The organism is Stenotrophomonas sp. TWI587, from assembly GCF_039674145.1.
GTDB lineage: Bacteria > Pseudomonadota > Gammaproteobacteria > Xanthomonadales > Xanthomonadaceae > Stenotrophomonas > Stenotrophomonas maltophilia_AY.
Genome location: NZ_JBDJMW010000005.1, coordinates 175557 through 195211, shown reverse-complemented (window position 1 = coordinate 195211; position 19655 = coordinate 175557). Strand labels below are relative to the sequence as shown.

General features: G+C 66.8%; 19 protein-coding genes. 8 read left to right on the top strand and 11 right to left on the bottom strand.

Features of this window, described 5'->3' with window-relative positions; translation table 11 throughout:
* Positions 1-71: 71 nt before the first annotated feature.
* On the bottom strand, positions 72-1319 hold the full coding sequence (locus ABE464_RS10230) for a DUF418 domain-containing protein (RefSeq protein ID WP_346471854.1): 1248 nt from the start codon (positions 1317-1319) through the stop codon (positions 72-74).
* Positions 1320-1402: 83 nt separating this feature from the next.
* Positions 1403-1882, bottom strand: a complete 480-nt coding sequence (locus tag ABE464_RS10225) for a peptidylprolyl isomerase (protein WP_346471853.1) — start codon at positions 1880-1882, stop codon at positions 1403-1405.
* Positions 1883-1993: 111 nt separating this feature from the next.
* On the opposite strand from ABE464_RS10225, the gene ABE464_RS10220 reads away from it, so the two are divergent.
* From ABE464_RS10220 to ABE464_RS10210, 3 genes are all read left to right on the top strand, one after another.
* The gene (locus ABE464_RS10220; RefSeq protein WP_346471852.1) at positions 1994-2533 is read left to right on the top strand and encodes a C40 family peptidase; all 540 of its coding nucleotides are present in this window, start codon (positions 1994-1996) and stop codon (positions 2531-2533) included.
* Between the two features lie 146 nt (positions 2534-2679).
* The gene (locus ABE464_RS10215; protein ID WP_346472015.1) at positions 2680-3441 is read left to right on the top strand and encodes an NlpC/P60 family protein; all 762 of its coding nucleotides are present in this window, start codon (positions 2680-2682) and stop codon (positions 3439-3441) included.
* A gap of 246 nt (positions 3442-3687) precedes the next feature.
* Positions 3688-5025, top strand: coding sequence for a sigma-54 dependent transcriptional regulator (locus tag ABE464_RS10210; RefSeq protein WP_346471851.1), 1338 nt, complete (start codon positions 3688-3690; stop codon positions 5023-5025).
* Positions 5026-5075: 50 nt separating this feature from the next.
* Here ABE464_RS10210 and ABE464_RS10205 read toward each other — a convergent pair whose 3' ends face one another.
* The 7 genes from ABE464_RS10205 to ABE464_RS10175 all read right to left on the bottom strand — a co-directional run bounded on the left by ABE464_RS10205 (position 5076) and on the right by ABE464_RS10175 (position 12723).
* Entirely contained in the window at positions 5076-6392 is a 1317-nt protein-coding gene (locus tag ABE464_RS10205) for a hypothetical protein (protein WP_123730598.1), read from the bottom strand.
* A gap of 48 nt (positions 6393-6440) precedes the next feature.
* Positions 6441-7205, bottom strand: a complete 765-nt coding sequence (locus ABE464_RS10200; RefSeq protein ID WP_346471850.1) for a hypothetical protein — start codon at positions 7203-7205, stop codon at positions 6441-6443.
* A gap of 9 nt (positions 7206-7214) precedes the next feature.
* A complete protein-coding gene (locus ABE464_RS10195) occupies positions 7215-7901 on the bottom strand; it encodes a C39 family peptidase (RefSeq protein ID WP_346472014.1) in 687 nt (228 codons plus the stop codon).
* A 156-nt stretch (positions 7902-8057) separates the two neighbouring features.
* Positions 8058-9521, bottom strand: a complete 1464-nt coding sequence (locus tag ABE464_RS10190) for an adhesin (RefSeq protein ID WP_346471849.1) — start codon at positions 9519-9521, stop codon at positions 8058-8060.
* Between the two features lie 56 nt (positions 9522-9577).
* Positions 9578-10195, bottom strand: coding sequence for a hypothetical protein (locus ABE464_RS10185; protein WP_346472013.1), 618 nt, complete (start codon positions 10193-10195; stop codon positions 9578-9580).
* Positions 10196-10212: 17 nt separating this feature from the next.
* Positions 10213-10743: a hypothetical protein gene (locus ABE464_RS10180; protein WP_346471848.1), complete on the bottom strand. Its 531-nt coding sequence runs from the start codon at positions 10741-10743 to the stop codon at positions 10213-10215.
* A 651-nt stretch (positions 10744-11394) separates the two neighbouring features.
* Positions 11395-12723 carry a dicarboxylate/amino acid:cation symporter gene (locus ABE464_RS10175; protein ID WP_346471847.1) on the bottom strand — a complete coding sequence of 443 codons (1329 nt, stop codon included), beginning with the start codon at positions 12721-12723 and terminating at the stop codon, positions 11395-11397.
* Between the two features lie 149 nt (positions 12724-12872).
* Here ABE464_RS10175 and ABE464_RS10170 point away from each other — a divergent pair, with 149 nt between their 5' ends.
* From ABE464_RS10170 to ABE464_RS10150, 5 genes are all read left to right on the top strand, one after another.
* The gene (locus ABE464_RS10170; RefSeq protein WP_346471846.1) at positions 12873-14585 is read left to right on the top strand and encodes an alkaline phosphatase; all 1713 of its coding nucleotides are present in this window, start codon (positions 12873-12875) and stop codon (positions 14583-14585) included.
* On the top strand, positions 14585-15145 hold the full coding sequence (locus ABE464_RS10165; RefSeq protein WP_346471845.1) for a WG repeat-containing protein: 561 nt from the start codon (positions 14585-14587) through the stop codon (positions 15143-15145). Before ABE464_RS10170 ends, ABE464_RS10165 begins: the two co-directional genes overlap by 1 nt.
* 66 nt (positions 15146-15211) lie before the next feature.
* On the top strand, positions 15212-16501 hold the full coding sequence (tilS, locus tag ABE464_RS10160) for a tRNA lysidine(34) synthetase TilS (protein WP_346471844.1): 1290 nt from the start codon (positions 15212-15214) through the stop codon (positions 16499-16501).
* Positions 16502-16537: 36 nt separating this feature from the next.
* Complete coding sequence (locus ABE464_RS10155; RefSeq protein ID WP_346471843.1) at positions 16538-16798, top strand: exodeoxyribonuclease VII small subunit; 261 nt, start codon at positions 16538-16540, stop codon at positions 16796-16798.
* Positions 16788-17666, top strand: a complete 879-nt coding sequence (locus ABE464_RS10150; protein WP_346471842.1) for a farnesyl diphosphate synthase — start codon at positions 16788-16790, stop codon at positions 17664-17666. The genes ABE464_RS10155 and ABE464_RS10150 overlap by 11 nt, the downstream gene beginning before the upstream one ends.
* A 102-nt stretch (positions 17667-17768) precedes the next feature.
* Here ABE464_RS10150 and ABE464_RS10145 read toward each other — a convergent pair whose 3' ends face one another.
* Together ABE464_RS10145 and pmbA are read right to left on the bottom strand one after the other, a co-directional pair.
* Positions 17769-18146: a DUF4870 domain-containing protein gene (locus tag ABE464_RS10145; RefSeq protein ID WP_088434456.1), complete on the bottom strand. Its 378-nt coding sequence runs from the start codon at positions 18144-18146 to the stop codon at positions 17769-17771.
* Between the two features lie 78 nt (positions 18147-18224).
* Complete coding sequence (pmbA, locus tag ABE464_RS10140) at positions 18225-19592, bottom strand: metalloprotease PmbA (protein WP_346471841.1); 1368 nt, start codon at positions 19590-19592, stop codon at positions 18225-18227.
* Between the last annotated feature and the right edge of the window lie 63 nt (positions 19593-19655).

Genomic DNA, 19655 nt, shown 5'->3' with positions numbered 1-19655 from the left:
ACTCGGTAAAGGCCAGCATGCCATGGCCGGCCGCGATCCAGACGTGAGGGTGGCGCGTGGCGCCCACGGATTCAGGCCCGACGCAGCGGCGGCCACTGCAGATAGGTCATTGCACGCCAGAACCATTCCAGTGGCCCGAAGCGGAAGCAGCGGAGCCATACATGGCTGATCGCCACCTGCAGCGTGAACAGCGCCAGCGCGAACGGAATCTGCCACAGCCGCGGCATCGCCTCGAACACGCCAAGTCCGTATCCGTAGAACACCCACGTGCAGACCAGCGACTGGCCGATGTAATGGGTCAGCGCCATCCGCCCCATCGGTGCCAGCACCTGCAGGCGCGCGCGCCAGTGCACGATCCACGCCAGGTAGCCCAGGCACATCAGCAGCCCGGCCAGGGCGCTGATCGCATACGCCACACCGCCGCGCAGATCCAACGTGCCGGGCGCCTGATAGGGGTGCCAGATCGCACTGCCCAGCATCAGCAGCAAACCGACCGGCAACGCGATCCAGCGCAGCCGTGCATACAGCCGCGCAAAACGGTCCGGCTCGGCCAAGGCGCCGCTGCGCGCGAACCAACTGCCGATCAGGAACATGCCCAGCACTTCCGGACCGATCACGAAGATGCCCGACAACATCGCGCCGAGATCCCGCACGCGCTGTCCCACCGCCTGTACCCAGCTGCCATGCGCGTAGGCCTGCCGCTGCAGTTCGATTGTCCGCTGGGCCTGGGCGATGGCCTCGCGCAGGGGTTCCTGCGCATGCTCCATGCTGGCCATCCAGCTCATCAACGCGCCCAGCAGCAGCACCAGGGCTGCCGCGCCCAGGTAACTGATCGCGCCCATCGCCGGCAGCCAGCTGCGCGGCGCCTCGCGGCAGGCAAGCAACAGCATCGAGATCAAGGCGTAGATCACCAGGATGTCGCCGGACCACACCAGCAGCGCGTGGCACAGGCCGATCAGCAGCAGCGCGGCGCTGCGGCGCAGATAGAATGGCGCGAATGCGCGACCGGCCGCTTCGGCGCGCTGCGCCATGACCGAGAACCCCGCGCCGAACAGCAGCGAGAACAGGGTGAAAAACTTGCCCTGGACCAGCACGTAGATGGCCGCGTCGGCCCAGTAATCAGCGCCCTGCCAATGCGGATCGATGCCGGTGAAGGACAGGTCCAGCGGACCGCTGAACGCCTCCATGTTCATCAGCAGGATGCCCAGCAATGCGAAGCCGCGCAGGATGTCGATGACGGCGATGCGCTCGTGGGCGCCCACCGGCTGCAAAGGAGAAGAAGCTGCGTTCACAGGCAATCCGCTGACCAGGGCCGCCATTATGCCGTGCGCACGGGGGCCTGCCGCAGAAACGAAAACGGCCCGCCGAAGCGGGCCGTTGAATCAACGAAGGCTTGCAGCACTCAGTGCTGGTGGCCGCCGTCGCCGTGCACGTGGCCGTGCTCGATCTCTTCCTTGCTGGCTTCACGGACGTCGACGATCTCGACGTTGAAGTGCAGGTCCTTGCCGGCCATCGGGTGATTCAGGTCGACGTCGACCACGCTCATGCCGACCTTCTCGACGGTCACCGCGCGCGGGCCGAAATTGGTCTGCAGCACGACCTGCTGGCCCGGGACCAGCTTGGTGGTGCCGAAGTGCTTCTTGGGCACGCGCTGGGTCAGGCCTTCGCGACGCTCGCCGTAGGCATCGGTCGCCTTCACGTCCACCTCGAAGGTGGCGCCGGCTTCCTTGTCCATCATGGCGTTTTCCAGGCCCGGGATGATGTTGCCGTGGCCGATCAGGATCGCCAGCGGATCACGGTCCCTGGAGCTCTCGATCGGCTCCTGGCCCTGCTCGGCGACGGTGTAATGGAAACGGACGACGCGGTCTTTTTCGATCTTCATGCGCAACTCTGGTCTGGAGACTGCCGAGGGCAGACGGGTGAGGCGGGTTGTGGCCTGCCGGATACGCCGCCATCATGACGGCCTTCTAAGGTCGCGCATTATCCGGACAACATGCACATGACGCCAGTTTCGCGCCTGACCCACCTGCCCGGCCACCTGGCCCTGCTGGCGATCATCGCCCTGCTGAGCGCCTGTGGCGGCGGCAAGACCACCCGTCCGGCCCCGCCGCCCGCCTCCACCCAGGTCTGGCCCAGCGTGACCCCGAACGACCCGCAGGCCGCCAACGCGGTGCTGATGCGTGCGATCGGCCTGGTCGGCACGCCTTACCGCTACGGTGGCAACACGCCCGAATCCGGTTTCGACTGCAGCGGCCTGGTCGCCTACGTCTATCGCGAGATGCTGGATCTTCGCCTGCCACGCACCTCGCGCGATCTGGCCGCCGTGCAGGGACCGAAGATCGATCCCAAGCGGCTGGCGCCCGGCGATCTGGTCTTTTTCGGCAACAAGGGCAATGTCTTCCATGTGGGCATCTATGTGGGCGAAGGCCGCTTCGTGCACGCCCCCAGCACCGGCGGCACGGTCCGGCTGGACTCGCTGGGCGGACCGTACTGGAAAGACCACTACACCGGGGCGAAACGCGTCCTTAACTAAGCTGAACAGGGGTAAGAGCCAAATTTGTGATGCACATCACACAGTTGTAAACGAAAAATTAACGGAATTTGTACCTAATCACCGCGCTTACACGGCATCATCACCCATCGTTTTTATTCAGTGACCGCCGCGTGACGACAGACGACCTGAGTTGCAAAGGCCAGACCGCCGCCCTTCGGCGTCGCGCCCGACCCGCCTTCATCGCCGCAGCGCTCTGCCTGGCCAGCCTTCCGGCATGGGCCCAGTCCGCACCGACGACGAGCCCCGAGGTCGCTGCAACCCCTGTCACTGTCGCCTCCGAGTCACCCGCGCCGGCCAAGCCCAAGGCTGATGCGCCGGCCCGCAGCAAGGCCGATGCCGCTGCCAGCGCCACCCTCGCCGCCCTGCTTCCGCACCTGGCGGCCAATGACACCATTCCCCTCATGGACCGCTCGGCGATGTTTGCCGGCGATCTGAGCCGCCTGCTCGCCAATTACGATGCCAGCACCGGCGCCATTACCGTGGCCGGCGACGCCGCCGAGAACGGCAAGGTCCAGTCCCTGCTGCGCCGTGCGATGACCCTGCTGGGCACCCCGTACCGCTGGGGCGGCACCTCGCCGGACAGCGGTTTCGACTGCAGCGGCCTGGTCGGCTATGTGTTCCGGACCGCGCTGGGCGTCGAACTGCCGCGCGTGTCGCGCGAGATGGCCCATGACGGCGCCGCCGAGCTGATCAATGATCGCAACGCCCTGGCCGCTGGCGATCTGGTGTTCTTCGGCCGCAAGGGCCGGGTCGACCATGTCGGCATCTACGTCGGTGAAGGTCGCTTCCTGCATGCCCCGAGCACCGGCAAGGATGTCCGCGTGGACAGCCTGGTCAGCGGGTACTGGGGCGGCAAGTTCATGCAGGCCCGCCGCGTCGATCTCTGACGCGCCTGCTGGAACCCACAGATGGAAGGCCGCTGCCCTGCAGCGGCCTTTTTCTTTGGGCCGCCCGGCGATGGCCGCTGCCCGGCCCAATCCGCGTTCCTTTCTCTGTCACCGCCGTTTTCCCGGCGGGCGACGCGCCCAGCGCACACGCGCCGTGGCGGGGGAGGACCCGGACGTGGGGCGGCACGTCCGTGGCAACCGATCAGCAGCAGACACCGCCCGCGATTCTCGTCGACAAGGTGACGCATGGCGGCTGTCCCCGATTTTCCTGCCCGGTGTGTGATCTGGTTTGGGCAACCCCTCGCGCTTGAGCGGGCGACACTGGCTGCGGCCGGCTGGCAGGTCCGAGGCGTGGCCCCGGAACAATGCGCGGGCATCGGCATGCGCGGCAGCGATCAGGTTGTGGGCCTGCTGGACCTGCGCACCGTGGTCCCGGCCAACCTGGCCCATCTGCAGCAGTTGCTGGTGGACCATCGTCATATGAGCCTGCTGGCCTTGCTGCCGGCCGCCCCACTTCGCCCCTCGCCGGTGCTCGATGCACTGCTCACCGCGTGCGTGGACACCTATACCGCTCCGATCGACCTGCCGCGCGTCGTCCAGCGACTGCAGCAGCTCGCCGGCGCCGAACCCCTGCCCGCCAGCCACGGCCCGCAGTCCCTGATCGGCGACAGCGCCGTCCTGCAGGTGACCCGTGCGGCGATCCGCAAGTACGCGCCGGTGGATCTGCCGGTGTTGATCACCGGCGAAACCGGCACCGGCAAAGAGCTCGCTGCCCAGGCGCTGCATGCACTGTCTGCACGTCATGCGCGTCCGTTCCTGGCGGTGAACTGCGGCGCGATCCCGGCAGCGCTGGTCCAGTCCGAGCTGTTCGGCCATGAGCGCGGCGCCTTCACCGGTGCGGCCACCCGTCGGCTGGGCCTGTTCGAATCGGCCAGTGGCGGCACCGTCTTCCTGGACGAGATCGGCGATCTGCCGCTCGATGCACAGACCAATCTGCTGCGCGTGCTGCAGGAAGGCACGGTGGAACGGGTCGGCAGCAACCGGCCGCTGGAGGTCGATGTGCGCGTGCTCGCCGCCACCCACGTGGATCTGGAGAAAGCGGTCGAGCAGGGTCACTTCCGTCGCGACCTCTTCTATCGCCTCAACGTACTGCGGCTGCCACTGCCGCCGCTGCGCGAGCGCGGCAGCGACATCGCGCTGCTGGCGCACCACTTCCTCACCAGCTTCCGCCACCGCCATGTCACCCGAGCGCGCGGTTTCACCGCCGATGCGGTCCAGGCGCTGGAACGCTTCGGCTGGCCTGGCAATGTGCGCGAACTGCTCAACCGGGTGCAGCGTGCGGCGATCGTCAGCGATGCCGAGCTGATCACCGCGGCGGATCTGGAGCTGACCCAACCGCTGCAGGCGACGGTCGATCGTGGCCTGCAGGGTGCAAAGCAGGTGGCCGAACGCGAGACGCTGCTACATGCGCTGCGCCAGGCCGATTTCAACATCACCGCCTGCGCGCGCCACATGCAGGTTTCGCGTGTGACTGTCTATCGGCTCTGCCGCAAGCACCAACTGGCACTGCCCGACCTGCGCTGACCCGGCGACCGTCGTGCAGGACCAGGGGAATGGGCGACCGTACAGCGTGCTTACAAGCTGTACGGCACCTTGAAGGCCAGGGTGAAGTCCGGGGCGTCCGGCGTCAGGCCGATGCCCAGCAGGCTGACCAGCGTGGTCTTCTGGTTCAGCGCGTAGGTGATCCCCAGGTTGAGCGTGGCGGCGTTGGCATCACTGCCGATCACCTTGAGCCACTGGCCGTTCTTGTACCGCGTGGACGCGCGCGCGCTCAGCTTGTCGCTGAAGGAGATGCTCAGGCTGGTGCGCTCGTTGAACGCGAACGCCACGCCGGCACCGAAGTAATACGAGCCGCCGAGCTTCACGTCCCCCGGGTTGGTGGTGTCCGGGTTGGCGTCGATGTCATCGAAGCTGCGCGGGAAGGAATGGATGTAGCCGATGTTGGCGAACAGGATCGCCGGATCGGCCGTCTTTACCGCCGACAGGCCGACATTGGCCTGCCAGACGCCATTGCCGGTGGGCTGCTGTTCGGGCACGGCGAAACGGATGAAGTCATCGTCATCGCGTTCGAGCACCTTCCAGTCCAGCCCATACGGCGCACGCCCGGTCGGCGCGGTCGCGCCCACGGTCAGCACGGTTTCGGGCAGCCGCCCACGCTCGGCAAACAGCCGGTAGTTGGCGCTCACGCCAACGTCGCCGATGCCATTGCCGGTCGTTTCCTCCTGCGCGATGGCCGCGGCAGAACCGCCGGCACCGCCCTTCTGGAACACGGTCTTGCGAGCCAGATAGGGCACATCCAGGTTCAAGGTCAGGCGCGGGCTGACACCCCAGCGCGCGGCCAGGTTGTAGGTCAGCGTGTCCGACTCGACATTCTCGATGGCGATGTTGCCCAGGAAGATCGCGTCCAGCGCCAGGAAGCCGTTGAGGCTGAGCTGCTTGCGGTCATAGCGCGCGTAGGACAGGCTGTTTTCGATCGTAAAGCGGCGGCTGAACAGCGCGGCCTGCTGCTGTTTGACGTCATCCACGCTGCGCCGCGATTCCTGTTTGGCCTGCTGCGCTTCGGCCGCCGAGCTGGCGTAACCGTCAGCGCTGGCCGGCGCTGCAGGCGTGCCAGCCGGCAAGGCCTGTTGAGGGGGAGGCGCGGCACCGGCGACCGGCGCGGTCTTGCCGGTCAGCCTTGCCTGCATCGCCTGCACCTGCATGTCCAGCTCGCGCAGGCGTCGCACTTCCTGCGCATAGTTGGCCTTGAGGCTTTCCAGCTGCGCCATCAGTGCCCTGACATCGGCCTCGTCATTGGGCGCAGGCTGTTGCGCCTGTGCCTGGGCGGACGCAGCCGCCATCAGTGCCAGCGCCGCCAGCGCCAGCGGTGTTGCGCGGATCATCGTGTGCATTGCCTTGGCCCACTGTTGTGTTGACGCTCCCCCTGCCGGGCCGATGGATCACTGGCCCGGCCCCATGCCTACGCCGCGTACCAGCGTCATCGCCTGCGCCACGTTCTGGTTGAGCGGAACGTTGTTGGCCAGCGATTGCCTCACGAGGTCGATCTGCAGCCGGTTGGTGACCGACTGTCCATCACTGCCCAGCGCGATGCTCTGGCCGACGCTGCCATTGCGGATCCATTGCTGAACCGCACCGACACCCTCGATCTGCAACTGCACCTTGGCCGTGTTGCCTTCCAGCTGGGCGAGCGCACTGACACCGCCCTGCTGCACGCTGGCCAGGTTCACGCCCTCGCCGGTGGGCGTGGGTGCCACGCCATCGCGCACGGTCAGCTGGGTAGCGTTGCTGGCGAGGTTGCCGTCGCCGGCCACCTGGATGCTCTGGCTGAGGCCGGCCACGTTCTGCAGGCCACTGGAGTCCACACTGCGCCCCGGTGTCACCGGCAGCGGCGCGTCGGCGGCGGTCACGCTCACGCTCGGCGCGAAGCTGATCTTCGGTGTGCTGCCACCGTGGCTGAAGTCCATGCCCAGCTTCAGCGCGCTCTGTGCGGACTGCCCGCCGGCGGTCTGCCATTGCGAGACCATGGTGACGCCGAACCACGCCACGGTGTTGCCACCGACGGTGTAACGCCCCCGCATGAGATTCAATTCCGGATCGGGGATTTCGCTCAATCCCTTGCCGGGCCGGCTGTCGTCGGCATGTGCCGGCGCGATGCCCAGCAACGCAAGCAATACGATGCCGGGCGTCCAGGTTGCGATGTTCATGGTGCCTCCTTAAAACAGATCGGCATGGGTGAATCCGAAATCGACCAGTTCTGCATCGGTGATCGGTCCCTGCCTGGCGTACAGCGAACGGGCACTCGGCCGTTCACCGGGCTGCAGCAACGCCGTGTTGCGATCGAAGTCACTGCCGATCACGACAAACACGGCGCGCGACGGCCACGCTTGGAGAAATTCGCTGACGGGAATGCTGCGGTTGCCCAGAATCGGGTCGGCCACATCCACCAGATCGCCACGGACCTGTTTGAGGACCACGAAGTGGCGGAAGCCCCGCACATCCATCAGCACCAGCCCGGGCACGCGCAGTGAGCGCAGGCGCTCTTCGTTGACGCGGTAGCCGCGTCCGCGCATGCCCATCGATTCGACGTAACGCTTGATGTCCAGCAGCGAAAAACCACGCTGGTGGACCAGTTGTGGATCCGAGACCCCCATCATCCCTTCGATCACCGTGCTCTCATCCGCCTCCAGGTGGTAGGCGTAACGCAGGATCGTGGCAAGGGCAGCTGCGCCACAGCTGTAATCGGTGTGTTGCCGTACCACGTTGCGGAAGCGCCGTTCCTGCATGCTTTCCACGCGCTGGGTGAGCACCGCCCCGTTGGGCAGTACGCCACTGAAGCCGACATCGCCGGCGCGTACGATGCCCATCGGCATCATCAGCATCGACAGTGTCCACACCAGCATCCACGTGCGTATACGACTTGACATGTAGTACTCCGGCTCAGGAAGGAGCCCCTGCCCCAAGGGGGAGAAGGGACAGGGGCTCCCGGGGAGCCCGGTCATTGGCGGATGACCGGGTTTGTTGCGCTCAACGCGTACTGCTTGCGAAAACGGACAGACTTACTGTTCCGGACCGCCGCCGCCACCGCCGGTGGAGGGCTGCGCAACCGCCAGGGCCAGACTGTTGGCCTGCAGGTTGCCGGTACCGGAGGCCACGTTCACCCCGATGTTGCCGGAGGCGCCGGAGAACGCACTGCCGGACAATGCCGCGGTGTTGGTGGCGTCCACGTTCACCCAGCGGGTGGTGGACACGGTGCCGCTCAGGCTCGCGTAGAGGTCGGCGATGCCCAGTTCCACGAACTGGCTGGTGCCGCGCTCTTCGGTGTCGAACGCAATGCCGCCCACGCCCGGACGATTCGGGTTGGCCGTGGCATTCTGGATATCGCTATCCATGTCGATATGGCCCGTTGCGCTGCCGCTCGGGTGATCCAGCGCACCATTCCAGGTATCGAGGTAGTAGTTGTCTTTCTGGTAGGCACTACCCGAACCGCTGTAACGGCCTGCACCCACGGCCAACGTGCCACCGGCAACGCGGCCACTCAGGCTCACGTCCACGGTGTCGGTCATCGACTGCAGGTAGCCGGCGTTGCTGACCGTGTTGCCGGAGGACACCTGGTTGGAGCTGATGCTCGAGGTCGCATAGGCGCTGGTGGCGACCGAGGCGGCGAGCGCGTTCTTCTGCTCGTTGTTGTTGCCCGAGGCGACGTTGGCGCCGATGTTGCCGGACGCACCGCTGAAGGCATTGCCACCCAGGCCCGCGGCGTTGGTCACGCCCGAGTTGATGGTGGTGTTGCCACCGCCGTACTGGTTGACGAAGACTTCCGCATCGGCCATGCCGAAGCTGAAGGACGCATCGGCCGCGGACAGCGACGCGGCGTTGTCCTGTGCGTTGTTGTCACCGGCGGCGACGTTGAAGCCCAGGTTGCCGGAGGCATCGGCACCGACGTCGTCGGCGATCGAGGCGCTGTTGGTCACCAGGGTGTTGCCGGCCAGATTGTTGGTGACGGACTGGCGGTTGTCGATGACGGCGATGGCGGCCGAATCGATGTCGATCGAGCCGGTGATTTCCGGATCACCCGAGAAGCTGATGTCCGAGCTCAGGCGCAGGTCTTTTTCGATGTTCACGTCAACGCCGTGATTGTTCTTTTCCTGGCGTTCGTCGGCCTGGATGTTGCTGGTCTTGTTGACGTTCTCGGTGACGTTGCGGTTGCTGGTCACGTTGCGGTTGCTGGTGACGTTGGTGTTGCTCGTCACGTTGTCGTTGATGGTGGTGTTGGTGGTGCTGTTGTTGTTGCGGGTGTTGTTCCAGGTCCGGTTCCAGGTGCGCGAATCGGTATCGGTGTTGGTGGTGGTATTGGTTTCGGTGTTGGTATCGGTATTGGTGTTGGTGCGCGTTTCAGCCACGTTGTGCAGGTGGTTGATGTTGGCGCTCTGGTTCTGGTTGTCGCGGTCATTGCCCCAGCCATTGGCGCCGGCGGAGGCGGATGCAGCGGCAACGGCGATGGCCAGTACGGTCCGTTTCATGTTGGTGTTCATGGTGCCCTCTCTCTCATCACAGACAATCGGGTGGATGTGACTACTCACGGGGTGGACTGCACCGAAATGCTCAGCTGGTTTGCGGTGGCGTTGCCGGATCCCGCGATCTGATTGAGTTGCAGGACGCCGTCGAATCCCTGCAGCGCGGAGGCTTCGACCGCCACCCTGCGAGTTCCGGCCGACCGACCGCTGTTGACGGCCCCCTGCCCCCCTGCTGACGCGAGTGCGCCCGACGCGGCCAAAGCCTCGTCGTTCGTTTCGCGTATGCCCTGTTGCGCCAGCGTGGCGGTCACGACGTTGAGCGTCGCGTTGCCGTTGCCGCTGGCCTGGTTGATCGATGCCACGCCTCGCGCGCCGTTCAGTGCCTGGCCGCCGAGCGTGGCGCTGGCGTCCATGGCGGTATCGCTGAGGCTGAGGTTGTTGGACTGCTGCTGGCGCGCATCCACAGTGATGTGGGCGTTGCGGCCGTTGGCGATGCCCATCAGGTTGGCTTGCTGGTTGAGATCACCGGCAGCCATGTTGACGGTGATGGCACCGTCGGCGCCGGCCAGGGTGCGGCCGTCGATGCGGCTCTGATTGAGGTACGAGAGCATCGCCGCATAGTCGTTGCTCTGCTGGGCGTGCGCGCCCAGTGGTGCGAGCAGCAGACTGGTGAGCACCATGTTGCGCAGGGCGATGTTCATTTGCCGGGCCCACCTGCAGGCTGCCCGAGCGGGAACTGCGCGAGTGCGCCGCGCACCTGGTCGCCGATGCCGCGGGTGGCGTTGCCAACCGCGCCCATGGGGCCCCCGATGGTGTTGCTGAGCTGCCCGCTGGAGAGCATGCCGCTGTCGGTGACCTTGCCGAGGGTGCCGTTGACGGTATGGCCGGTGACACGCTCGATGGTGGTGGCGCTGCGCGGGATGCCGGCACCGGTGTTGGAGCCGAGCGAGGCGTAGTCGTCGTCGCTGAGTTCATCCATGCCGGTCGAGGTGCCGAGCGCCTGGCCGACTTCGCGTTTTGGCGACGGATCGGCGATCAGCGCCACGCCGGGCGGTGCCGGGCGGTAAGCGGGCCGCGCGGAGACGTCGCGCAGCAGCACCATCTCGCCGGGCTGCGCCTTGACGCCCTGGCGTGCGCCGGAGGCGTGGGCGGCGACCGGCACGAGGAGTGCGGCGGCGAGCAGCCAGAGTGTGGTGTGTCGTGTGCGGTGTGCGGCAACGCTGTCCATGGCGACCTCCGATTACATGCGGAGGGGTGGAGCAGCATTCGTGCCAAGTTCCGGATGCCCGTGTTTGCTGGGCTTTCGTGCGGCTGGGGTTAATCGCACGCAACATTGCTGTTACAGCGACGTTAGCGGTTGGGTGGATGAATAGGTTGGGCGGTGGATGGGGTTGCGCTGAGAGGCAGGCGTGGTGCGGGTGTATCACAGGTGTTACACCGGGTGATACACGCGGTTACGGTGCGGGTTCAGGGTGGTTTGCTGACGAGCGTAGCGCTTCACTATTTACTGGCGGAGGCGGCGGGTTCGCCGAGCGATGGGCCACGCCACGCTTGCCGGCGAATGTCCCCCGGCGCCGGCCTGCGGCCGTCCCCTCCTCCTTGATTTCGCCCACAAGCGCAGCGCGGCCCATCGTGTCCAGCCACTGGCGCCTCACGGCAAGCACCGGTTTGCAGTACACCTACCACCGCGCACGAGCCCCGAAGCGGCCGGCAGGCTCCTGGGCAAAATCAAGGAGGAGGCCGTCGCCGCCAGGCGTCGGCCGGGGGACATTTGCCGAGGGGCCTGCCGGTCGCTTCGGGGCGTAACGCTCGCGACGACCCCAAGCGGAAAAAAAAGACCGGCTTTCGCCGGTCTCTTTGTTCCGATCTGGTGCCTGCATCAGGACGTTCGTTCTTCGCCTTCATCCACGCCGAGGTTGGTGGATGGGTTGTCGTACACCTCTCGATCGAGCAGGCCGGTTTCCTTGGCGACGATCACCGGGACCAGCATCTGGCCGGTGACGTTGGTCATGGTGCGCATCATGTCCAGGATGCGATCGATGGCGTAGAGGTAGCCGATGGTTTCCAGCGGGAGATTGGCGGCACTGAGCACGACGGTGGCCATGACCACGGCGGTGCCGGGAACGCCGGCGGTGCCGAAGCTGCCCAGGACCGAGGCGATCAGGACGACGATGTATTGCTCGGGAGTGAGCGGAACGCCTGTGTACTGGGCGATGAAGACGGCGCACAGGGCGGGATAGATCGCGCCGCAGCCGTCCATCTTGATGCTGGCGCCGAGTGGCACAGCGAAGGAGGCATAGTCCTTGTTGACGCCGAGATTGTGGGTGATCGAGCGCATCGCCGCGGGCATGGCCGCGAAGCTGGAAGAGCTGACGAAGGCGACCTGCATGCCGGGGGCGGCGCCGCGGAAGAATTTCAACGGGTTCAGGCCGTGCATGAGCAGCAGGCTGCCGTAGACCACGACGATGTGCACGGCGCAGGCGATGTACAGGGCGAGGACGAAGTTGCCGAGCGGCAGCAGCTTTTCGAAGCCGTAGCTGCCGACCAGGCCGGCGATCAGGCCGAAGGTGCCCAGCGGGGTGATCTCCAGCACGAAGCGGGTCACCTGGATCATGATCTCGCTCATCTGGCCGGTCAGCTTGCGTGCTTCGCTCACCTTGTCGCCCAGCTTGACCATGGCAAAACCGAGCAGACCGGCGAAGAAGATCACCGGCAGGATCGAGCCGCGCCCGGCGGCCAGGACGGTTTCACCGGCGCTGTTGATGCGGGTACCGATGCCGGTCAACGCGTAGAACACGTTGGAGGGCACGACATCCATCAGCACCTTGATCACGCTGGGCACTTCGCGCGGGGTGTAGCCGTGGTCCATGCTGAGGCTGAGCGCGCCGGTGCCGGGTTGCATGATCGTGCCGACCGACAGGCCCACGCAGACCGCCAGGGCGGCGGTGATGATGAACCACAGGAAGGTGCGCCCGCCCAGAGCCGCCACGGACTTCTGCCCGTGCAGCGAGGAGATGGCGTTGATCACGGCGAAGAACACCAGCGGCACCGCGATCATCTTGATCAGGGTGACGTAGAGATCGCCCAGCGGGCCGAACCAGGTTTCAGCGGCGGGCCCGAGCAGCCAGCCGGCCAGGGCACCCAGCACGAAGCCGCCCAGGACCCGTTGCCAGAAGGGGATCCGCAGCCAGGCAGAGACCAGCTTCATGCGCGTTCCAGAGATGATTTGACAGCTAGGCACCTTAGCCCAAGCGGGGCGCTGGCACGAGACGTACACAGAAAATCAGCGTGTCATCGGCGTGCCTTGCAGCGTTCTGCATAATGAACGCCCGTTTCACATGTGAGATTTGCCCGTCCATGTCCCGTTTCACGCCTCTGGTGGCCGCCGTCACCACCCTGCTGCTCGGCGCCTGCGCCAGTACCGCTCCCTCCTCCAGCGCCGCTGCCGGCGCGGTCCAGGTCGATGTGCCGGCCATTGCCCATCCCGCCGGGGAAACCCCGCAGTGGTGGTACCGCAGCGGCGCGGCGCGTGCAGCCAGCACCGGGGCGATGGACGGCAAGGCCAAGAACGTCATCCTGTTCCTGGGCGATGGCATGAGCCTGACCACGGTGGCGGCGGCGCGCATCTTCGAGGGCCAGCGCAATGGCCGCCCGGGCGAGGAAAACCTGCTGTCCTGGGAGCGCTTCCCGGCCACGGCGTTCAGCAAGACCTACAACACCGATTCGCAGACGCCGGATTCGGCCGGCACGATGACGGCGATCACCACCGGCGTGAAGACCCACATGGGCGCGATCGGTGTGAGCGCGGGCACCCGCAATGACTGCGCCGACAGCCTGAACAAGGGGCTGCTGACCTGGCTGCAACTGGCCGACAGCGCCGGCATGGCCACCGGCGTGGTCTCCACCGCGCGCCTGACCCATGCCACCCCGGCGGCCACCTACGCGCACTCCCCGGAGCGCAACTGGGAAAACGATACCGACGTGCCGGAAGAGGCGAAGGCCGCCGGCTGCCGCGATATCGCCCAGCAGCTGTTGTCGACCTCGCGCTTCGGGCGCGGCCCGCTGGTCGCCCTCGGCGGTGGTCGTGGTGAGTTCACCACGGTCGAAGAACGCGATCCGGAATACGACGACAAGGTCGGCCAACGCCTGGACGGGCGCAGCCTGGTGACTGAGTGGCAGCAGGCGCACCCGCAGGGTGCCTACGTGTGGAATGCCAAACAGTTGCAGGCCGCGTCGAAGGCACCGGCGATCCTGGGCCTGTTCGAACCGGACCACATGCGTTACGAGGCCGAGCGCAAGGACGATCCGGCCGGTGAGCCGAGCCTGGCCGAGCTGACCCAGGCGGCAATCGCCAACCTGTCGCGCCACCAGGAAGGCTATGTGCTGATGGTGGAAGGCGCACGCATCGATCACGCCAACCACAGCGGCAACGCCTACCGCGCACTGACCGATACGGTCGCGATGTCCGATGCCGTGCGCGCTGCGGTCGAGGCAACCTCCGACCAGGACACCCTGATCATCGTCACCGCCGATCATTCGCACACGCTGAACTTCGTCGGTTACCCGGCGCGTGGCAATCCGATCCTGGGCAAGGTCAAGGACAAGGGCGGCGAAGACGGTGCCGGCAAGCTGGACCTGGCCCGCGATGGCCTGGGCCTGCCCTACACCACCCTGACCTACGCCAACGGCCCGGGCTACACCGGTGCCACCAACCAGCAGCCGGTCGGCCCGAAGCGGTACCCGCACAACCCGAGCAGCTTCGACCCGACCACCGGCCGGCCGGACCTCACCGCGGTGGATACCGAGCATCCCGATTACATGCAGGAAGCGCTGGTGCCGGCCAAGAGCGAATCGCATGGCGGCGAAGACGTCGGCATCTGGGCACGTGGCCCGGGCAGCAAGGCCGTGCGCGGCACGATGGAACAGAACGCGATCTATCACATGATCGTGCAGGCTACGCCGCGCCTGCGTCAGCGCCTGTGCGATGCCGGCACCTGCGATGCGAAGGGCGTGCCGGTCGAGCTGCCCAAGCCGACCGCGTTCGAGCGCCAGGCCGGCGATAGCAAGTAATGCGTGTGCTGCTTCGCCACGCAACCAACAGGGGCCGCCTCGCGCGGTCCCTGTTGCTGGTGGCCGGTCTGCTCATCTCCGGCATGGCCTGGGGCGCGGGTAGCGAGTGCACCGCCTTCACCGAGGAAGACGGCCTGCAGCCCTTGGCCGGGTGCCAGTGGCTCGACGGGCGTCTTGCGCTCGAGCCCAAGGCGCTGTCATCGCTGCGCTATGACCAGGACGGACTGGCGGCGGTCCATGCCGGTGGCGGATTCCACTACGTCCGCGCCGACGGCCGGCAGCTCCCGGTGATCACGTTCGACAACGGCCCGGACTACGTCGTGGACGGGTTGGTGCGCGGCCGCGTCGGGCAACGCATTGGCTATTTCGATACGCAACTGCGCCAGGCGTTCCCGGCCACGTTCGATTTCGGCTGGGCCTTCGAAGACGGCGTGGCCCGCGTCTGCGAGGGCTGCCGCCCGGGTACGCCGGACGATCATGGCCACATCGCGATGGTCGGCGGCACCTGGTATCGCATTGATCGGCAGGGGCGCCCGGCGATGGATGCCGACACGCCGTGATCCCCGCGCGTGGCATCCTCGCCACGCAGCACTGATACTGCCGGCCTGCCTGAGATCGCACTGCCCATGACGTCCCTGCTGCCGCCACCGCCCTCTGTGGTCCACCCTGTGCTGGTGGGCTTCAGCGGTGGGCTCGATTCCACCGTGCTGCTGCATTGGCTGGCCACCTCAGCCGCCCAGCGCACCGCTGGCCTGCGCGCCGTGCATATCCACCATGGCCTGCAGGAGCAGGCCGATGCGTGGACCGTGCACTGCACGCAGCTCTGCGCACGCTGGAATATTCCGCTGCGGGTGATCCGCGTGCAGGTGCCCCGTCACCAGGGGCAGGGGCTGGAAGCTGCCGCGCGGCATGCCCGTCGTGAGGCGTTCGCCTCGCAGCTGCTGCCTGGTGAACAGTTGGCACTGGCACATCACCGCGATGACCAGGCCGAGACCTTCCTGCTGCGGGCGCTGCGTGGCTCCGGCGTGGATGGGCTGGCCTCCATGCAGGTCACCAGTGCATTCGGCGCCGGCACCGTGTGGCGGCCGTTGCTGGAGGTTCCGCGCAGCACCCTGCGTGCGCATGCCCAGGCCGAAGGCTTGGAATGGATCGAAGACCCCAGCAACGCGAGCGATGACGCCGACCGTAATTTCCTGCGCCTGCACGTGCTGCCGCAACTGCGTCAGCGCTGGCCACAGGCCGACGCTGCATTCGCACGCAGTGCAGCGTTGTCTGCGCAGTCCCAGCATCTGCTTGACAGTGCCGACCGCGACGCGCTGGAACGCTGCAGTATCGGCCCGGGCGTGATCGACTGCGCGCGCCTTGTGCGTCAACCGGTCGAGCGGCGTGCGCGGTTACTGCGGCATTGGGTGCGTGGCAGTGGCCTGCCGCCGCTGCCCGCAGCCGGCGTGGAAGCGGTTGAACGCGAACTGCTCCCGGCCGCGCACCATGCCGACGCGCAGTTTGCCTGGCAGGGCGCCCGCATCCGCCGCTGGCGCGGGCAGCTGCACCTGCTCTCGGCCAGCCTGGCGCTGCCGGCCGATTGGAGCGTGCACTGGGATGGCCGTGCGCCGATGGCCCTGCCCGATGGCGGCGAGCTGCGGCTGCTCGGCACCACCGACGGTTTCGATACGCCCGTGCAGATCCGCGCGCGGCGCGGCGGCGAGCGCATCCAGCTGCCGGGGCGCACGCATTCCCATGCACTCAAGGATCTGCTGCAGCAGCAGGGCCTGCCGCCGTGGCAGCGCCGCCAGCTTCCGCTGCTGTTCGATGAAGACACGCTGCTGGCCGCGGGCGACCGCGTGATCGGTGCGGCCCTGCAGCCGTGGCTGCAGGCCCATGATGCGCAGTTGCAGTGGACCCCGGGCGCGGCGTGAATTGACCCCGCCGGGCCAGCGGCCCACACTTGTCGCATGGCAAAAAAGTCCCCCAATGAAACCTCCCCCGTCGCCCACTTCGAGCAATCGCTGGAAGAGCTGGAGCAGCTGGTGGAGAAGATGGAAACCGGCGAAATGAGCCTGGAGCAATCGCTCAGCGCTTACGAACGTGGCGTCGGTCTGTATCGCCAGTGCCAGCAGGCGCTGGAACAGGCCGAGCTGCGCGTGCGCCTGCTCAGCGATCCGGCCCAGCCCGACGCCGCCGAACCTTTCGACCCGCCCAGCCATGACGGTTGAGGCCACGTTCGCGCGTTGGCGCGACCGGATCGAACACCAGCTCGACGCCAGCCTGCCCTCACCCGCCGACGCGCCGCGTGGCCTGCACCAGGCAATGCGCTATGCCGTGCTCGGGGGTGGCAAGCGCATGCGACCGCTGCTGGTGTATGCCAGCGGCCGGATCTTCGGTGCCGAGGAACACGCCCTGGATGCCCCTGCGATGGCGGTGGAACTGATCCATGCGTATTCGCTGGTGCACGACGATCTGCCGGCGATGGACGATGACGCCTTGCGGCGCGGCCGCCCGACCACGCATATCGCCTTCGATGAAGCTACCGCGATCCTCGCCGGGGATGCCCTGCAGACCCGTGCGTTCGGCCTGCTGGCCGATGCGGCGCTGCCGGCGCAGCTGCGCGTGGACTGCCTGCAGACCCTGGCGCACGCCTCCGGTGCGGCCGGCATGTGCGGCGGCCAGGCATTGGATATCGACGCCACTGGCCATCAGCAGCCGTTGCAGGCTCTTGAACGCATGCATGCGCTCAAGACCGGCGCGCTGATCCGCGCTGCGGTGCGCATGGGCGCGCTGTGTGGGCACGCGCCGGCCGCCGATCTGGCGACGCTGGATACGGTTGCCTCCGCGCTGGGCCTGGCTTTCCAGGTGCGCGATGACATCCTCGATGTCGAGGCCAGTTCCGAACAGCTCGGCAAGACCGCCGGCAAGGACGAGGCGCAGGCCAAGTCGACCTTCCCGGCGCTGCTGGGCATGGACGGCGCCAAGGCGCATCTGCGTACGTTAAGCGAGCAGCTGTTCGATGGTATGGCCGGGTATGGCGAGACGGCCGATGCCCTGCGTGCGCTGGCCAAGCTGGCCGTTGAGCGGGATCACTGAGCGATAGTGCAGTCAGCCACGCATGGCGTGGCTCTACAGCGCCAGGACACAAAAAAACGCCCGGGAATCCCGGGCGTTCTGCGTTCCAGCACTGCGGATCGATTACTTGATCAGGCGCAGGGCGAACGGGTAACGGTAGGCTTCGCCATTGTTGGCCTTGACCGCTGCAATGATGCAGAAGATCACGTTGAGCAGGCCGACGATCGGGGCCAGCAGGCCGCCGATGATGACGATGGTCAGCACGATGCAGATCAGCATCGCGATGGTGATGGTGATCTGGAAGTTCAGCGCTTCCTTGGCCTGGTCGGTGACGAAGCTCTTGCTGCTGTCGTCCTTGTTGATCAGCCAGATGATCAGCGGGCCGAGGAACCAGGTGAAGATGCCCAGCAGGTGGGCCACCAGGGCCATGGTGCGCTGTTCGGCCGGGGCCGGTGCGCTCACCGGCGGCGGCGGGGTGGTTACGTTGTCGAAATCGCTCACGTGAAACTCCTTGTTCGAGGTAATGGGTATTGCACGCGGCAGGCTCCCCGCCTGCCAGGGCAGCCCCCATAGAATACGTCAATCGTTACCAGCTACGGTCATTCGTCCTACAACGATCGAACCGGTGTGCACGTGCGAGCGCGTATCGATGTCCGTGCCCACTGCTTCGATGCTGGCGAACATGTCCTTGAGGTTGCCGGCGATGGTGATGCCATCCACCGGGTAGCTGATCTCGCCGTTCTCCACACGGAAGCCGCCGGCGCCGCGCGAGTAATCACCGGTCACGCTGTTGACGCCCTGCCCCATCAGTTCGGTGACCAGCAGGCCATTGCCCATCTGCCGGGCAATGGAGACCAGATCGCCCGCGTTGGCAGTGACCTTGAGGTTGTGCACGCCACCGGCGTTGGCGGTGGTCGGCAGGCCGAGCTTGCGCGCCGAGTAACTGCCCAGGATGTAACGCTCCAGCACGCCATCGCCGATCAGCGCCGAATTGCGCGTGGCCACGCCATCGCCATCGAAGGCGGCCGAACGCAGCCCGCGGCGCAGCAGCGGCAGCTCGTCGATGCCGAACCAGTCCGGGAACAGGCGCGTGCCGACGCTGTCCAGCAGGAAGCTGGCGCGGCGGTACAGGGCACCGCCCGACACCGCGCCAAGCAGATGGCCGATCAGCGAACGGGCCACTTCGGGGGCGTACAGCACCGGCATCTGCGCGGTGGTCATCGAGCGCGGCTCCAGGCGGGCGACGGTGCGCTCGGCGGCGCGGCGCCCGATCGAGGCGGCGTCGTCCAGATCCTCGCGGGCCAGCGCGCTGCTGTACCAGCCGTCGCGCTGCATGCCATCGCCCTGCCCGGCGATCAGCGCACAGCCGATCGAGTGATGGCTGCTGCGCTCGCGGCCGATGAAGCCGTGCGAGTTGGCATATACCGACAGGCTCTGCGCGGTCGCGGCCGAGGCACCGTCGGAATTGCTGATGCGGGAGTCGGCCTCACGACCCGCTGCTTCGCAGGCCAGGGCCAGATCCAGCGCCGCATCGGCGCTGAGCTCCCAGGGGTGCCAGCCGTCCAGATCCGGAAACTCACGGGCCATCAGGGCCGCCTCGGCCAGCCCGGCCGCCTCGTCGTCCTCGGTGTGGCGGGCGATCGCGCAGGCCTGGGCCACGGTCGACTCCAGGCTGCTCTCGCGCAGGTCGGCGGTGCTGGCGCTGCCCTTGCGCTGGCCGAAGTAGACGGTCACGGCGATGCCGCGATCCCGGGTGGACTCGACCGTTTCGACCTCGCCCAGGCGCACGTTCACATCCAGGCCGCGCTCATCGCTGCAGCTGACCTCGGCCTGGGTGGCGCCCAGGGCTTTGGCGCGCTCCAGCAGACGCTGGGAGATGTCGGCCAGCTGCTCCAGGCGCTGCAGGCTGTCGTCGGCCGGGGAGACTTCAGGGGAGATCACGTTCAATGCTTTATCCTGTACAGGTGAGTGCCCGGCGCGACGCCGGCACAGTTTACGGATGTGGAAATA

Excerpts from the sequence above, each read along its gene's own strand:
- ABE464_RS10230 (WP_346471854.1), bottom strand. The coding sequence starts at position 1,319 with ATGGCGGCCCTGGTCAGCGGATTGCCTGTGAACGCAGCTTCTTCTCCT.
- ABE464_RS10225 (WP_346471853.1), bottom strand. The coding sequence starts at position 1,882 with ATGAAGATCGAAAAAGACCGCGTCGTCCGTTTCCATTACACCGTCGCC.
- ABE464_RS10220 (WP_346471852.1), top strand. The coding sequence starts at position 1,994 with ATGCACATGACGCCAGTTTCGCGCCTGACCCACCTGCCCGGCCACCTG.
- ABE464_RS10210 (WP_346471851.1), top strand. The coding sequence starts at position 3,688 with ATGGCGGCTGTCCCCGATTTTCCTGCCCGGTGTGTGATCTGGTTTGGG.
- ABE464_RS10205 (WP_123730598.1), bottom strand. The coding sequence starts at position 6,392 with ATGCACACGATGATCCGCGCAACACCGCTGGCGCTGGCGGCGCTGGCA.
- ABE464_RS10200 (WP_346471850.1), bottom strand. The coding sequence starts at position 7,205 with ATGAACATCGCAACCTGGACGCCCGGCATCGTATTGCTTGCGTTGCTG.
- ABE464_RS10195 (WP_346472014.1), bottom strand. The coding sequence starts at position 7,901 with ATGCTGGTGTGGACACTGTCGATGCTGATGATGCCGATGGGCATCGTA.
- ABE464_RS10190 (WP_346471849.1), bottom strand. The coding sequence starts at position 9,521 with ATGAAACGGACCGTACTGGCCATCGCCGTTGCCGCTGCATCCGCCTCC.
- ABE464_RS10185 (WP_346472013.1), bottom strand. The coding sequence starts at position 10,195 with ATGGTGCTCACCAGTCTGCTGCTCGCACCACTGGGCGCGCACGCCCAG.
- ABE464_RS10180 (WP_346471848.1), bottom strand. The coding sequence starts at position 10,743 with ATGGACAGCGTTGCCGCACACCGCACACGACACACCACACTCTGGCTG.
- ABE464_RS10175 (WP_346471847.1), bottom strand. The coding sequence starts at position 12,723 with ATGAAGCTGGTCTCTGCCTGGCTGCGGATCCCCTTCTGGCAACGGGTC.
- ABE464_RS10170 (WP_346471846.1), top strand. The coding sequence starts at position 12,873 with ATGTCCCGTTTCACGCCTCTGGTGGCCGCCGTCACCACCCTGCTGCTC.
- ABE464_RS10165 (WP_346471845.1), top strand. The coding sequence starts at position 14,585 with ATGCGTGTGCTGCTTCGCCACGCAACCAACAGGGGCCGCCTCGCGCGG.
- tilS (WP_346471844.1), top strand. The coding sequence starts at position 15,212 with ATGACGTCCCTGCTGCCGCCACCGCCCTCTGTGGTCCACCCTGTGCTG.
- ABE464_RS10155 (WP_346471843.1), top strand. The coding sequence starts at position 16,538 with ATGGCAAAAAAGTCCCCCAATGAAACCTCCCCCGTCGCCCACTTCGAG.
- ABE464_RS10150 (WP_346471842.1), top strand. The coding sequence starts at position 16,788 with ATGACGGTTGAGGCCACGTTCGCGCGTTGGCGCGACCGGATCGAACAC.